12 protein-coding genes are annotated in these 13,678 nt (G+C 56.5%); 2 read left to right on the top strand and 10 right to left on the bottom strand.

What is annotated here, in order from left to right; all coding sequences use genetic code 11:
- Positions 1 to 38 precede the first annotated feature (38 nt).
- On the bottom strand, positions 39 to 281 hold the full coding sequence (locus HALA3H3_RS24485; protein WP_022519708.1) for a DUF1127 domain-containing protein: 243 nt from the start codon (positions 279 to 281) through the stop codon (positions 39 to 41).
- A 121-nt stretch (positions 282 to 402) separates the two neighbouring features.
- Between HALA3H3_RS24485 and HALA3H3_RS24490 the strand changes: the two genes are divergently transcribed.
- The gene (locus HALA3H3_RS24490) at positions 403 to 1,263 is read left to right on the top strand and encodes a LysR substrate-binding domain-containing protein (protein WP_022519709.1); all 861 of its coding nucleotides are present in this window, start codon (positions 403 to 405) and stop codon (positions 1,261 to 1,263) included.
- A gap of 258 nt (positions 1,264 to 1,521) precedes the next feature.
- Here the strand turns inward: HALA3H3_RS24490 and HALA3H3_RS24495 are convergent, their stop codons facing one another.
- From HALA3H3_RS24495 to yrfG, 6 genes are all read right to left on the bottom strand, one after another.
- Entirely contained in the window at positions 1,522 to 2,709 is a 1,188-nt protein-coding gene (locus HALA3H3_RS24495; RefSeq protein ID WP_022519710.1) for an alpha-hydroxy acid oxidase, read from the bottom strand.
- Between the two features lie 44 nt (positions 2,710 to 2,753).
- Positions 2,754 to 3,260: a peptide-methionine (R)-S-oxide reductase MsrB gene (msrB, locus tag HALA3H3_RS24500; RefSeq protein ID WP_022519711.1), complete on the bottom strand. Its 507-nt coding sequence runs from the start codon at positions 3,258 to 3,260 to the stop codon at positions 2,754 to 2,756.
- A 223-nt stretch (positions 3,261 to 3,483) separates the two neighbouring features.
- Positions 3,484 to 5,040, bottom strand: coding sequence for a phosphoenolpyruvate carboxykinase (locus HALA3H3_RS24505; protein ID WP_022519712.1), 1,557 nt, complete (start codon positions 5,038 to 5,040; stop codon positions 3,484 to 3,486).
- 301 nt (positions 5,041 to 5,341) lie between these two features.
- Positions 5,342 to 6,217, bottom strand: coding sequence for an Hsp33 family molecular chaperone HslO (gene hslO / locus HALA3H3_RS24510; protein ID WP_022519713.1), 876 nt, complete (start codon positions 6,215 to 6,217; stop codon positions 5,342 to 5,344).
- A 66-nt stretch (positions 6,218 to 6,283) separates the two neighbouring features.
- The gene (locus tag HALA3H3_RS24515) at positions 6,284 to 6,673 is read right to left on the bottom strand and encodes an RNA-binding S4 domain-containing protein (protein WP_022519714.1); all 390 of its coding nucleotides are present in this window, start codon (positions 6,671 to 6,673) and stop codon (positions 6,284 to 6,286) included.
- Complete coding sequence (gene yrfG / locus HALA3H3_RS24520; RefSeq protein WP_022519715.1) at positions 6,670 to 7,362, bottom strand: GMP/IMP nucleotidase; 693 nt, start codon at positions 7,360 to 7,362, stop codon at positions 6,670 to 6,672. Before yrfG ends, HALA3H3_RS24515 begins: the two co-directional genes overlap by 4 nt.
- A gap of 77 nt (positions 7,363 to 7,439) precedes the next feature.
- Between yrfG and nudE the strand changes: the two genes are divergently transcribed.
- Positions 7,440 to 8,081: an ADP compounds hydrolase NudE gene (gene nudE / locus HALA3H3_RS24525; protein WP_022519716.1), complete on the top strand. Its 642-nt coding sequence runs from the start codon at positions 7,440 to 7,442 to the stop codon at positions 8,079 to 8,081.
- A 208-nt stretch (positions 8,082 to 8,289) separates the two neighbouring features.
- Here the strand turns inward: nudE and HALA3H3_RS24530 are convergent, their stop codons facing one another.
- The 3 genes from HALA3H3_RS24530 to HALA3H3_RS24540 all read right to left on the bottom strand — a co-directional run bounded on the left by HALA3H3_RS24530 (position 8,290) and on the right by HALA3H3_RS24540 (position 13,632).
- Positions 8,290 to 9,348, bottom strand: a complete 1,059-nt coding sequence (locus tag HALA3H3_RS24530) for an oxidoreductase (RefSeq protein WP_022519717.1) — start codon at positions 9,346 to 9,348, stop codon at positions 8,290 to 8,292.
- 56 nt (positions 9,349 to 9,404) lie between these two features.
- A complete protein-coding gene (ilvD, locus tag HALA3H3_RS24535; protein WP_022519718.1) occupies positions 9,405 to 11,249 on the bottom strand; it encodes a dihydroxy-acid dehydratase in 1,845 nt (614 codons plus the stop codon).
- 208 nt (positions 11,250 to 11,457) lie between these two features.
- The gene (locus HALA3H3_RS24540) at positions 11,458 to 13,632 is read right to left on the bottom strand and encodes a methyl-accepting chemotaxis protein (protein WP_022519719.1); all 2,175 of its coding nucleotides are present in this window, start codon (positions 13,630 to 13,632) and stop codon (positions 11,458 to 11,460) included.
- Positions 13,633 to 13,678 lie beyond the last annotated feature (46 nt).

Genomic DNA, 13,678 nt, shown 5'->3' on the forward strand with positions numbered 1-13,678 from the left:
GTATCACAAACGCGCCACGGCTGGCATGACTTGCGGCTTCAGCGTCGCCACCCGTGGTCATCCCAGAACGGGCGGCGTGACTCGCGCTGTACGTCATCGCGGCTGATGCCAATATCTTTCAGCATGTCATCGCTCAAATGGCGCAAGGAATCCCGCTCGCGACGCAATTGGTACCAGCGATAAATTCTTTCCCGCCAGGTGATGCTGGGTTGCTTCTCAGCAGATTGGCACTGTTGGTTCTGCAAGCGTTGGTTTTGCAAGCAGTGTAGCGAGCGCTCCATTTCAACCTCCCTTCGCCGCCAGCAGCGGCGTGGTGAATAAGTGTTGAAGGAAGTATTGAACAGCGCCTAAGATCAATCCAACGAATACTTCTTATGTTCAACATCAAAAAGATTGATAGCCATGGCCACACTACCCACCATCGATCATGAGCTGCTGCGCACCTTTGTGGCCATTGTCGACCAGGGCGGCTTCACCCGCGCCGCTCAGACGGTAAACCGCACTCAATCAGCCGTCAGCATGCAAATCAAGCGGCTGGAAGAGGATGTTATTCAGCGCCCACTGTTTGTGCGCCAGAATCGCCAGCTGCTGTTAACCAGCGAAGGGCATACGCTGCTGGGTTATGCACGCAAAATTCTTTCATTGCAGGGAGAAGCGCTGACGCTGCTGCGCCAGCCGGATATGGTGGGCCGTGTGCGCCTGGGGGTGCCGGATGACTATGTGATGCGTTTTCTGCCCGGCATTCTGAAAACCTTCTCCCAAGCCTGGCCGCTGGTAGACGTGGATGTGCACTGCGCACCCTCTTCGGTACTCTCTCAGCAGCCGCAAGGGAGCCTAGACCTGATTATTATGACGCGGGAGATAGGCGACGAAGTTGGCACCATTTTAAGGCGTGAGGCTACCGTGTGGGTCTCAGCTGAGAGCTATTGCACACATTTACAGACACCAGTACCCCTTGCCATGTTTGAGGCTCCCTGCTTTTGTCGACGTCATGCCTGCAATGCACTGGATCGCGCAGGTCGGGCCTATCGAGTCGCTTACAGCAGCCCGAGTTTGGCGACGTTACAGGCGGTTGTGGGGGCGGGCTTGGCAGTGTCTGCCTGGATGCGCAGTTTAGTCACCGCCGACATGCAGATATTGGGTAAAAAAGAAGGGTTTCCCGAACTGCCGGAAGCGTCCATCGTTTTGCAGCACACCTCCGCCACTCAATCACCGATTATCGATAGCCTGGCCGAGCATATTGTTGAAGGGTTTAGGCTTTGATGAGACAGATGCACATCCCGTAGCGCGTGGTAACGAGAACGCGAGTTCAGCGAGCGTTCGTAGGCACCCGCGGGAGGCGGCGGAACGACGCCCCATGGCACCCAACCAACACTGCCTATACGAACCAACCCCGGCACCGCTTCGCGCTGCTTCCGCGGGTGCGCCTTAGGCTTACCACGCGCTACTAAATCTCGCATGCACATGGATGTGGGGATTCCATGGCCATGTGCACGTTATGCACATGGCCGAGGCACGTAATCACACTGTTGATAGGTAGAGGCAGGAGCGGTCTAGCTGTGAGAGACTGGTCAGCCCTAGCAAAGCCATATTGCGCTCAATTTCACGCTGTAAAAGATCGGCGACATGCTCTACCCCAGCCTGCCCTGCGCAGGCGGCGGCATAGTTGAAAGGACGCCCCACAAAGACAAAATCAGCCCCCAATGCCAGCGCCTTGATCACATCGGAGCCACGCCGGAAGCCGCTGTCGATCATAATGGGGATATCACTAACGCGACGCTTGATCTCGGGCAGCACCTGGAGCGGGGAAATGGTGCAGTCCAACTGGCGTGCGCCATGGTTTGAAAGAATAATGCCATCAACCCCTGCTTGCTGAGCACGTACTGCGTCTTCCGGGTTTAATATCCCTTTGACGATCAAGGTGTCGGGCCACAGGCGCCGTACAAGATCGAGATAACCCCAATCAAAATGGCGCCGCCCCGAAAAGTCCCGCGCGGCTTGTCGGGAGATAACGGGCGCGCCCCGCTCGGCATAGTTGTTTTCGAAATGCGGCATGCCGTGCTTCCACAAGGTGCGCAGGAAGGTATTGCATAGCCAACCAGGTCGTATCAGACCGTCAAATGCTAGGCGAAGGGTTGGCTCGAGAGGGGATGAAAACCCCGAACGGCGGAAATTGTCGGGGTTGGGCGGCACCGGGTAATCAAGCGTTACCACCAGCTTCTTGAAGCCGGCTCGCTTGATCCGCTCGAGCAGGGCCTCGATACCTTCTGGGGTACCGGGCAGGTAGGCCTGGAACCAGTCGGCCCCCTCCACCTTAGCCACCTCCTCCATGGGCACCAGCGATGAACCACTCATAACCATGGGCAGGTTGCGCTTCGCTGCTGCCCGCGCCAGCACTAAGTCGCCCTGGTAAGTTGACAGCGCACTAATGCCCATGGGAGCGATACCGAAAGGAACGGTATAGCGCTTGCCATAAAGCTCGGTGTGCAGATCAATCTGCGAGACGTTGACAAACGCCTTGGGCAAAAAGTGGTAATCATCAAAAGCGGTGAGGTTGGCTCGCTGGGTTCGCCCATCCTCGGCCACATGGTCGATATAGCCAAAAATAGGCCTGGGCAACACTTTTCGGGCCAGCCGCTCAACATCATGCAGGTTATGGATGCTGGCGAGTTTCTTTCGAGTCCATCGTTGTTGGAGCCAACCTTTCACGCAACACTCCTAATGATTGTTCTATCCTCCCCCCGCTCGGCAGCCTAGCTCGATTCAGCAGGCACGAAGCGTAGGGCAACGCCATTGTTGCACCAGCGCAGGCCGGTGGGTTCGGGGCCATCTTCGAAGACGTGGCCCTGATGACCACCGCAGCGGGCGCAGTGGTATTCGGTACGGGGCCAAACCAGCTTGAAGTCCAGCTCGGTCAGCATATGCCCTTCCACGTGTTCGAAAAAGCTTGGCCAACCGGTACCGGAATCATATTTCATTTCACTGGTGAAGAGTAACAGATCGCAGCCAGCGCAGCGGTATTCACCATCCCCCCACTCCTTGTCCAACGGGCTTGAAAAGGCGGGCTCAGTGCCTGCCTTTCGGAGTACATCAAAGGCTTCATCGGAGAGTCGTTCACGCCATTCGGCTTCACTCAACTCCAGTGGCTCCAGGCCTGGTGCAGCTTCCAGGTCAAGCCGTGGAAAGCCAAATGACAGTCCAGGTATCACCCCGACCGCGCCGGTTAGTCCGGCCAGGCCTAAAAATTGACGTCTTTTCATGAGAATCACTCCCCAGAAATTGGCAAGGAAAATAATCGGCCAGCAAAAGAGCCAATAAAAATGGGACAGTGCCGTGGCGCTGTCCCATTCTGAGGTCGATCATTTCTGTGTAGTTTAGTCGCTATTGGGTGCGACTTACTTACACTGGCACGCTACTTTTTCTGCTGCTTTTTCTAGCGGCCTGACACGCTGGTCAACTGACGTCCAAGTCATCAACTGATGCTCAGGTCAGTTGGGGGCCTGCCTGGATAATGGCCTCATTGACGCCTTCAAATTTCTTGAAGTTATCGACGAATTTGATCGCCAGGTCTTTGAGGTGGCGGTCGTAGGCGTCACGGTCTTGCCAGGTTTCACGCGGGTCGAGCAGGCTGGAATCAACGCCCGGCACGGCAAGCGGCACTTGCAGATTGAGCCCATCGATGTGCTTGGTCTCGATGTCGCGTAGCACTCCAGACTGAATCGCGCTGATGATGGCACGTGTGGTCGGAATGGAGAAGCGTGCGCCACCTTCGCCGTAAGCGCCGCCAGTCCAGCCGGTATTAACCAGATATACCTGGGCGTCTTTTTTCTCGACACGCTTGATCAGTAGATCAGCGTACTCACGGGCAGGACGCGGGAAGAACGGTGCGCCAAAGCAGGTAGAGAATGTGGCGGCCAAGCCTTCAGAGGAGCCCATTTCAGTGGAACCCACTTTAGCGGTGTAGCCAGACAGAAAGTGATACGCCGCGGCTTCTTTGGAAAGAATCGACACTGGGGGCAGCACGCCGGACATATCGCAGGTCAGGAACACGATGGCATTCGGCTCGCCAGCCAGGTTTTCCGCTACGCGCTTCTCAACGTGCTCTAACGGGTACGCGGCACGGGAGTTTTGGGTCAGGCTATCGTCGGCGTAATCAGGCTCACGACGGTCGTCCAGCACCACGTTTTCCAGTACGGTGCCAAACTTGATGGCGTTCCAGATGACCGGCTCGTTCTTCTCGGAAAGATCGATACACTTGGCGTAGCAGCCACCTTCCATATTGAAGACGACCCCATCCCCCCAAGCGTGTTCGTCATCGCCGATCAAGAAGCGCGCCTGATCCGCCGAGAGCGTGGTTTTACCGGTGCCAGAGAGACCGAAGAAGAGACAGGTTTCGCCATCTTCACCCACGTTCGCCGAGCAGTGCATGGGCAGTACGTCGGCAGCTGGCAGCAGGAAGTTCTGCACCGAGAACATGGCTTTCTTCATTTCACCGGCGTAGCGCATACCCGCGATAAGCACTTTTTTCTCGGCGAAGTTGATGATCACGCAGCCGTCAGAGTTGGTGCCATCGCGAGTAGGGTCACACTCAAAGCCTGCGGCGTTAAGAATCGTCCACTCGTCTTTAACTGCTTGGTTGTAGGCCTGAGGGCGTACAAACATGGTGCGGCCAAACAGGTTTTGCCAAGCGGTTTCGGTGGTGACGCGCACCGGTAGGTAGTGAGTGGAATCACTGCCCACGTGCAGCTCAGAGACAAAATGCTCTTGGCTGACCAGGTGGTCATTGACTCGATCCCACAGGGCGTTGAACTTGCCGGCGTCGAAGGGCTGGTTAACGTTGCCCCAATCGATTTGGCTGCTAGTGGAGGGCTCATCAACGATATAGCGGTCTTTCGGTGAGCGACCGGTACGCAGGCCGGTCTTGACTACCAAGGCGCCGTTGGCTGAGAGGCGGCCTTCGCCACGTGCCACTGCGCGCTCGACTAGTTCGGCGCTGCTGAGATTAACGTGGGATTGGGGAGCGGCTTGAGTCGTGGTCATTTCGATTCCTGGGCTTCTCTCGGTTTACCGGGCGTCACCGACGCCTTGATGTTCATCCCAACCACTGTGAAACCGGCTGGGCGCGCTGAAGTTCGGCGCATTATGGCAAAAAGAAAGCCCCCAGGAAACGGGGGCGCAGATCAAATATCTTGTAGTTAAACTACTACAAAGGCACTACATTTTGTGTTGCAGCGCAGTAAAAATTAAAACAGTCGTTTGCAAGAACCGCCAAAATCATTGAATACAATGGCGCTCCTAGTACGGCAGGTAGTCGCCCTGGTATACGCTTTCGACTACACACTTAGTGAATCGTGGGCGGTGGCGCGTCAGGGTCGTCCAACAAAGTTTCAATATCCGCTGCTGTGTAGTGATATTTCGTGTGGCAAAAGTGGCATTGGGTATCAATAGCCCCCTGCTCGTGCAAAATATCCCGCAGTTCCTCTTTACCCAGAGAGTGCAACGCGTAGCTCATACGCTCACGGGAGCAGGTGCAGCCAAAGCGCAGTGCTTTGGGTTCAAAAACACGCACGGTCTCTTCGTGATAGAGACGATGCAGCACCTCGCGCTGCTCAAGGCCGAGCAGTTCTTCCGTTTTGATCGTATCAGCTAGCTGTACGCTGCGATCCCAGGCATCGACATCCTGGTTTTGTGACTCTTCTGGTAGCCGCTGCAGCAGTAACCCGCCCGCGCGCTTCTCATCGGCAGCCAGCCAGAGGCGGGTTGGCAACTGCTCAGATTGGCTGAAATAGGCTTCCAGACAGCCGCCCAGGGTCTCTTGATCCAACGCCACAATACCTTGATAGCGGTGGCCCTCACGGGGATCGAGGGTAATCACGATCTGGCCTTCTCCCACTAGTTCGCGGAAGCTGGCGTGCTCGCTGGGCAGTGCGGCGTCTTCTGCTATGCGGGCAATCGCGCGCAGTTCACCACCGGGGTTGGACTCGGCCATTAACAGTGACAGAACGCCGCGTCCACGTACCTCGATACTCAAGGTGCCATCCAATTTCACGGTATCGGTAAGCAACGCCACGGCGGCTAATAGCTCGCCCAACAGCTCATTCACCGCCGGAGGGTAGGCATGACGATCCAGCACTTCGTGGTAAGCGGCCGCCAGGGTGACGATCTCGCCGCGGACATTGGTGTGATCGAACATAAAACGTTGAATTTGATCGGACATAATTTGGCAACCTAGTGTTTTAGAACAGCAAATATTGAAGGGCGGCAAAGATATAACTGCGTGGGCTTACTCACCCTGATGGCGCTGGAAGCGCTGGATATCGCGGCGCTGCTTTTTGTCGGGGCGCTTGAGAGGATGCTGCATCGCTTCGTTAGTGAGGCGTCTTGCTTCGGCCTCTTTAGCACGACGCTGCACGCTCTCTTCGGTTTCTGCATAGAGCGTGCGCGCTTCTGGTGCCCCGCGGCGTTGATCCGAAAGCGATAAGACCTCGACCTCCAATATCTCCCAGCCCTGGGGCACGCGAATAAGCGCACCGACTTCCACCTGCTTGCTGGTTTTAGCGCGACCGCCGTCGTAATTCACTTTCCCGCCCTCGATAGCTTTTTTAGCCAGTGCGCGGGTCTTAAAAAAGCGTGCGGCCCACAGCCATTTATCCAAGCGTACGCTCTCACTCATTTAGGCACTCCTTGGGTTGCTGACACCTGTTCAGGAAGCTGTTCGGGTAGCAGGTGGGCAAAGCGATCGAGGGCAATAAATTCTTGCAGCTCTTTTTCAGGCCGCTGGCTGTCGGGCTGTTTAATGCCCAGTAAATGCTTAATGCCAAACTCACGAGCGCTCTCGAGTACACGGGCGTTGTCGTCGATAAACAGCGTACGCGTGGGATCAAAGGCTTCGATGTCTTGTAGCGCAAACCAAAACGCCTGCTCCTCTTTGGCGGCTCCTACGTCCTCGGAAGAGACGATCGCGTCCAGGTAACTTTCCAAACCGGTGAGCGGCAGCTTCAGGGCAAGGCTCGCACGATCCGCGTTAGTGGCGAGCACGACCCTCGGGTGGGCCCGCTTTAGCCATTTGAGGAAATCCAGAGCATCGCTACGCAGGCCTATCAAGTGCTGGACTTCGCGCTTCAGAGCGACGATATCCACGCCCAGCTCGCGGCTCCAGTAAGCCAGGCTGTACCAGTTTAAGGTGCCCTGCTCGCCGATAATACGCGCGCGCAGCGCCTCCTGGGAGGCTTCATCCAGTTGGTGCAGTTCGCGGTAGCGCCGCGGCAGGTGCTCGAGCCAAAAGTGGCTGTCGAAGTGTAAATCCAGCAGCGTGCCGTCCATATCCAAGAGGACGGTGTCTATCTCGCGCCAATCAATCATTGCCGCTCCAGTCACGTTAGGAGTAAGCGTGCTATTGTAGCTTAACCGCCTTTTACCAGCCATGGAGGCCCACTTTTATGTCTACGCCCCCCCCAACTCGCGACACCTTCAATCACCCTGAAGGTGCCAGTGCTAAGCGTTCGGGCTACCAGCAAAAGCCGCAAATTTTGGCTCGCAAGAGCGTGGCCCAGAGCCGTTTATTCCAGATTGAGTCGCTTGATTTGCGTTTTTCTAACGGAGAAGAGCGCCAATTTGAGCGCTTGACCGGCGCTGACCGCGGCGCAGTGATGATGGTGGCGATGCCCGACCCAGACCACGTGCTGCTGATACGTGAATACGCCGCTGGATTTGAAGATTATGTGCTCACCCTGCCAAAGGGATTAGTCGACCCTGGCGAAGATATCATTACCGCGGCTAACCGCGAGTTGATGGAGGAGTGTGGCGTTGGCGCTCACCGCATTGAACCGCTGGTCGAGCTTTCGCTGGCACCCAACTATATGCGCCACCGTATGCAGGTACTCCTCGCCACCGACCTGTACCCCAAGCGCCTGCCAGGGGATGAGCCAGAGCCATTGATTGTGGAAACCCACGCCATCGAGGAGCTACCCGCCCTACTACTGCGCGAGGATTTTCACGAAGCCCGCGCTATCGCCGCGCTCTATATCGCCCGGGATAGGTTGCGGGAAGAGAAACGCAATAGTGCGACGGATTTGCTTTGAAGTATCTAAGTAGGCAGTAGCTTCGCTCGAGGTGGGTCGATGTCATCGTGAGCGAAGCTACCTCATTTTTGTCATTGCGAGCGAAGCGAAGCAATCTCGGGGTTATACTGCCGCCGCTGGTTGAGATTGCCGCGTCGCTACGCTCCTCGCAATGACATAATAAGAAGGCTCCCCACACGCAAAAGCGACTAATCCCCCGCCCCTCTCTCTAAAGATGAGTTTTCAATGCGATCCAGCGGCGCTGGCGGTGGCTATCCAGCCCGGCTTCCAGCAAGGACATTGAGCGCAGGGCATCATCGGCGCTGACCGGTAGTGGCTCCTTATCGCGGATAGCGGCGGCTATACCTTGGTAATAGGCCAGGTAGTCCCCCGGCAGGGTAGGAAGCTCACGACGCGTTAGCGGTGCGTTATCCCCCTCCCCTTCGCGCAGTGTCAGGGTGCCATGTTGAGTATCTTCGCCCCACAGGGATGTCGGCACTTCGCCTGCTTTTAAGCGATCCTCCTGAGGGTCTAAGCCGTATTTTATGAAGCTGCCTTGGGTGCCATTAATCCGGAAGCGCGGTGTCGGTTCGGCCACCAGCGTGCCCGCCGCTAAGGTAACGCGAAAGCTTTCGTAGTCGAGCAGCGCGAGGAAGTCATCGTCAGCCTGGGCGCCATCTCGCAGCACGCCGAGTTCTAGCAGAATAGCCTGGGGCATGCCAAACAGCTCGCAGGCTTGATCTAGCAAATGCGGCCCCAGATCAAACCAGATGCCGCCACCGGGGGTGGCCTTCTCGCGCCAGCGATCGCGAACCTCCGGACGGAAACGATCGAAATGGGATTCGAAATTGACCAGACGTCCTAGCGTCCCCGCCTCAAGCAGGGCCTTAACGGTCAAGAAATCGCTGTCCCAACGACGGTTGTGAAACACCGACAATAGACGCTCTTTATCATCCGCCAATTTTTTGAGCAGCTTGGCTTCTGACAGGGTCACCGTGAACGGCTTATCGACCACTACGTGCTTGCCCGCCGAGAGAGCGGCTTTGGCGAGGGAAAAGTGGGTATCGTTAGGAGTGGGAATAACGACCAGGTCAATATCACTGCGCTGGCAAAGTGCTAATGCCTGAGCCTCTACCTCAACATCCGGCAGTGACGCCTGCACCTTGGCGGCATCGCTTGAAGAGACCGCGACCAAATCCAGGCCTTCCGTGGCCTGGATCAGCGGTGCGTGGAAGGTTTGGCTAGCGAAACCGTAGCCGACTAATCCAACGTTTATAATCGCCTTCATTTGATTCCTTACTCGGGCTTATTGCATGTTTCAGCTGCATGTTTCAGCTGCGTATATCAGTCGAGTTTGCTTAGATCCCGAACAGCCCCTTTGTCAGCGGAGGTCGCCAACAACGCATAGGCTTTAAGTGCCGGAGTGATCTTGCGGGGACGCTGCTCGGCAGGCTTCCAGGCAGCGGCACCCTTGGCGTCCATTGCCTCGCGGCGGGCCGCCAGCTCGGCATCGGTCAGTTTGACGTTAATCGCCCGATTGGGGATATCGATGCGGATCAGGTCGCCCTGCTCGATCAATCCAATCGCGCCGCCCGCCGCTGCTTCAGGGGAAACATGGCCAATAGAGAGTCCTGAAGTACCGCCAGAGAAGCGCCCGTCAGTCAGCAGCGCGCAAGCTTTACCCAATCCTTTGGATTTGAGGTAGGAGGTCGGGTAGAGCATTTCCTGCATGCCGGGGCCGCCTTTCGGGCCTTCGTAGCGAATCACGACGACATCACCCTCTTTGACCTTATCCGCCAACACATCGGCGACTGCCTGATCCTGAGACTCCACCACATGGGCGGGGCCTTCAAAGACCAGGATCGAGTCATCGACCCCGGCGGTTTTGACCACGCAGCCATCCAGCGCGATATTGCCGTAAAGCACGGCCAGGCCACCCTGCTGGGAGAAGGCGTGCTCAAGGTCACGAATACAGCCGGTAGCGCGGTCACCATCCAGGCTCGGCCAGCGAGCGCTTTGGGAGAACGCCGTTTGGGTCGGGATGCCCCCTGGCCCGGCTTTAAAGAATTCGACCACTTCAGCGCTTGGCGAGCGCATAATATCCCACTCATCCAGTGCAGCTTTCAGGCTGTCGCCATACACGGTGGGCACCGAGGTATCCAGCACTCGGGCACGATCCAGCTCACCGAGAATGGCCATAATGCCACCTGCACGATGGACGTCTTCGATATGGTACTTTTGGGTATTGGGCGCCACTTTGCAGAGTTGGGGCACTTCACGGGAGAGACGGTCGATATCCGCCATGGTGAAGTCCACCTCGGCTTCCTGAGCTGCAGCCAGGAAGTGCAAAATGGTATTGGTCGAGCCACCCATGGCGATATCCAGGGTCATGGCGTTTTTGAACGCCGCCTTGGAGGCAATGGCACGCGGCAGCAGGTGGGCTTCTTCACCTTCGTAGTAGCGCTTCGCCAACTCGACAATGCGATGACCAGCGGTTTCAAACAAGCGACGACGATCCGAGTGAGTCGCCAGTACGGTGCCGTTGCCGGGCAAGGCCAAGCCCAGCGCTTCGGTTAAGCAGTTCATTGAGTTGGCGGTAAACATCCCCGAACAACTGCCGCAGGTAGGGCAGGCGCTGCGCTCTACTTCCGCCAGAGTGTCATCATCCACGCTGTCGTCGGCGGCCATCACCATGGCATCGACTAAATCTAAACCATGGTTGAGCAGCTTGGTTTTACCCGCTTCCATGGGGCCGCCGGAAACAAAGATAACCGGAATATTGAGGCGTAGAGCGGCCATCAGCATTCCTGGGGTGATTTTGTCGCAGTTGGAAATACATACCAGCGCATCGGCGCAGTGGGCGTTGCACATATACTCAACGCTGTCAGCGATCAGGTCGCGGCTGGGCAGCGAGTAGAGCATGCCGTCGTGGCCCATGGCGATACCATCGTCCACCGCAATGGTGTTGAACTCTTTGGCGACGCCCCCGGCTTTCTCAATCTCCCGCGCCACCAGTTGGCCCATATCCTTTAAATGCACATGGCCCGGCACAAACTGGGTAAAGGAGTTGGCTACCGCGATAATCGGCTTTTGAAAGTCGCCATCCTGCATACCCGTGGCACGCCACAGCGCGCGGGCACCGGCCATATTGCGGCCAGCGGTGGTGGTACGTGAGCGATACTCTGGCATGGTGTCCTCTACTCTCTAATAAATAGCTAGGCTCTATTTTTTATTAGCCCACAGCACGCAAGGCTGCAGGCTAGACTAATTCTGAAAAATATCAGTGGCTTTTGATTGTGGCATGAGCAATGCGCAGAGACTAGATGTGGAGGCTGGATGTAGAGGCTAAATCACGAGACCCGATAGGAAGTAAAGCGCCCTCCATGGCGCCGATTCATCAGAAGGTCGCCCACGCCTCTTCGGCTGGCTGGGCTTGGGCAGTACGCTGAGTCGGGGAGTTTTGGGGCGAGGCTAATGTGGGAGATGACGCTAATGGGGGCGTGGAGCCAAGCCCTGCTTGTTTAAGCAAGCGCTCGCGAGCAGTCTCACTGCTCTCTTCGGCAGCACCCTCTAAGCGAAAGGCGGCGATAACGTTGGCCAGGCTCAGCGCTTCGCGGGTGAGGTCTTGAGCAGCGCTGGAAATCGACTGTACCTTGGAGGCGTTCTGCTGGGTAACGTGATCCATCTCCGCGACCGCGGTATTGATTTGCGCGATACCGTTGCTCTGCTCACCGGAGGCGGTGCTGATCTCTTCCATGATATCGCTGACTCTCATTACCTGAGTCACTACCTGATCGATAGCGGCTTCGGCCTCCTTCACCGCCTGGGCACCGCCGCTAATCTCCTGGGAGGAGGAATCGATTAAACGACGAATATCGCCAGCCGCATCAGCGCTACGCCCGGCCAAGCTACGCACCTCATTTGCCACAACTGCAAAACCACGCCCCTGCTCGCCAGCCCGAGCAGCTTCTACTGAGGCATTCAGCGCCAGAATATTGGTTTGAAAAGCGATGCCGTCGATGACGCTAATAATGTCGGTCATCTTATCGGCGCTGGCAGCGATACGCTCCATGCGTTCGACTAGCGCCTGCATGCGCTCGCCGGTTTCGCGGCTGGTGGTGGCATTTTGCATGGCCAGTTGATTGGCCTGACGGGCGTTTTCGCTGTTTTGCTGCACGGTCGCCGTCATCTGATCCATGCTAGAGGCAGTTTGCTGAAGCGAGGAGGCCTGCTGCTCAGTGCGCGATGCCAGGTCTTCATTCTGCTGTTTGATATGTTCGGACGCAGGTGTCACCACATCAACTTTGTTGCCCACCTCGGTAATCAGCCCCGATAAGCTAGCGCGCATGGTTTCCAGCGAACTCAGCAACTCGCCTAACTCGTCATTACGCTTTAAAGTCACTCGGTTGGCGAGGTTACCCGCGGCAATTTGGAACGTTACCCGGCGCGCCTCGTTGAGTGATTTAATCAGCGATTTGAGTACCGCCATGCTCAGCCCCACCATTAACACAATACCCAGCAGCAGCACGCCCAACTGACCGTACAATAATACCTGTTGCTGCTGTTCGGCATTGTCCATCAGCGTATGCGCAGCCGTGCGTTCCTGTTCAACCAATACATTGATAGTGGCACTAATACTTTCAGAGGTGGGCTGCACGTTGTCATTAAAGGCTTCAAAAGCAGCAAAGCCGTTACCATCGCGGATAGCCGTCAGGGTGGTATCGGCACTTTCAATAAAAGTGGTGAGATGTGCCGCTAGGCCCTCTTGCACACCGCCGGTTTCGCGCTCTGCAGTATAGCCTTGCCACGACTGCTCAATGTCGGCACTCATGGTGGTTAACTGGCTTTCAAGAGCATCAAGATCCGCCCGCCTCGGGTTGCGCACCGCCGGTTCTAACGCCTGAATGGCTTGGCTAACCCGCTGGCCTATCTGCTGAAGGTCGGTAATGCCTTCAAGGCCCGTTTGATTGAGAGTGCGTAAGCGTTCAGCGGAACTGGTTAAGCCATACACCCCCGCCGCCCCTGCGATGACTAGTAAAACCACCGAAGCCAGCACCATGCCCATTAGTTTGGCCTGCATACTGCTGAAACTAAAACGCTTTACCCATCCACGCAGACCGGTGTGGCGTATTGCACCATAATGCAGCTTGAAACCACGTGTTTTGCCCTGTTGCATTGCAGCGTATACCCGCTCTGCCCGGGCAATGGCTCTATCCACCGCTTTACGCCGGATAGAGGTATAGCCCACCACGCGGTTACCATCGAGCAGCGGCGCGATGGTGGTATGCATCCAATACGCTTCTCCCGTTTGGCGGCGATTCTTGATCAGCCCCTGCCAGGTTTTACCGGCTTCAATGGTTTCCCACAGGTTCTGAAAAACCGCCTTGGGCATGCTGTGGTGGCGGAACAGACTATGGGGTTCACCCATGATCTCGTCCAGCGTGTAACCACTCACCTCCACGAAGGTTTGGTTGGCGTAGGTGATTCTGCCCTGCAGATCCGAGCGCGAGATCAACACTTCGTCATCGGCTAATTCATAAATAGTGGATGCTGCTTGTGCGGCATTATGCATTGAGACCCCCTACTTTTTTATTGAAGGCTTGTGCCATCTTTAGGAT

It is taken from the genome of Halomonas sp. A3H3, from assembly GCF_000982975.1.
Classification (GTDB): Bacteria; Pseudomonadota; Gammaproteobacteria; order Pseudomonadales; family Halomonadaceae; genus Vreelandella; species Vreelandella titanicae.

Coding starts and splice junctions, on each gene's coding strand:
- yrfG (WP_022519715.1), bottom strand. CDS start 7,362: ATGATTGATTGGCGCGAGATAGACACCGTCCTCTTGGATATGGACGGC.
- HALA3H3_RS24505 (WP_022519712.1), bottom strand. CDS start 5,040: ATGACCACGACTCAAGCCGCTCCCCAATCCCACGTTAATCTCAGCAGC.
- HALA3H3_RS24540 (WP_022519719.1), bottom strand. CDS start 13,632: ATGCATAATGCCGCACAAGCAGCATCCACTATTTATGAATTAGCCGAT.
- ilvD (WP_022519718.1), bottom strand. CDS start 11,249: ATGCCAGAGTATCGCTCACGTACCACCACCGCTGGCCGCAATATGGCC.
- nudE (WP_022519716.1), top strand. CDS start 7,440: ATGTCTACGCCCCCCCCAACTCGCGACACCTTCAATCACCCTGAAGGT.
- HALA3H3_RS24485 (WP_022519708.1), bottom strand. CDS start 281: ATGGAGCGCTCGCTACACTGCTTGCAAAACCAACGCTTGCAGAACCAA.
- hslO (WP_022519713.1), bottom strand. CDS start 6,217: ATGTCCGATCAAATTCAACGTTTTATGTTCGATCACACCAATGTCCGC.
- HALA3H3_RS24490 (WP_022519709.1), top strand. CDS start 403: ATGGCCACACTACCCACCATCGATCATGAGCTGCTGCGCACCTTTGTG.
- HALA3H3_RS24515 (WP_022519714.1), bottom strand. CDS start 6,673: ATGAGTGAGAGCGTACGCTTGGATAAATGGCTGTGGGCCGCACGCTTT.
- msrB (WP_022519711.1), bottom strand. CDS start 3,260: ATGAAAAGACGTCAATTTTTAGGCCTGGCCGGACTAACCGGCGCGGTC.
- HALA3H3_RS24530 (WP_022519717.1), bottom strand. CDS start 9,348: ATGAAGGCGATTATAAACGTTGGATTAGTCGGCTACGGTTTCGCTAGC.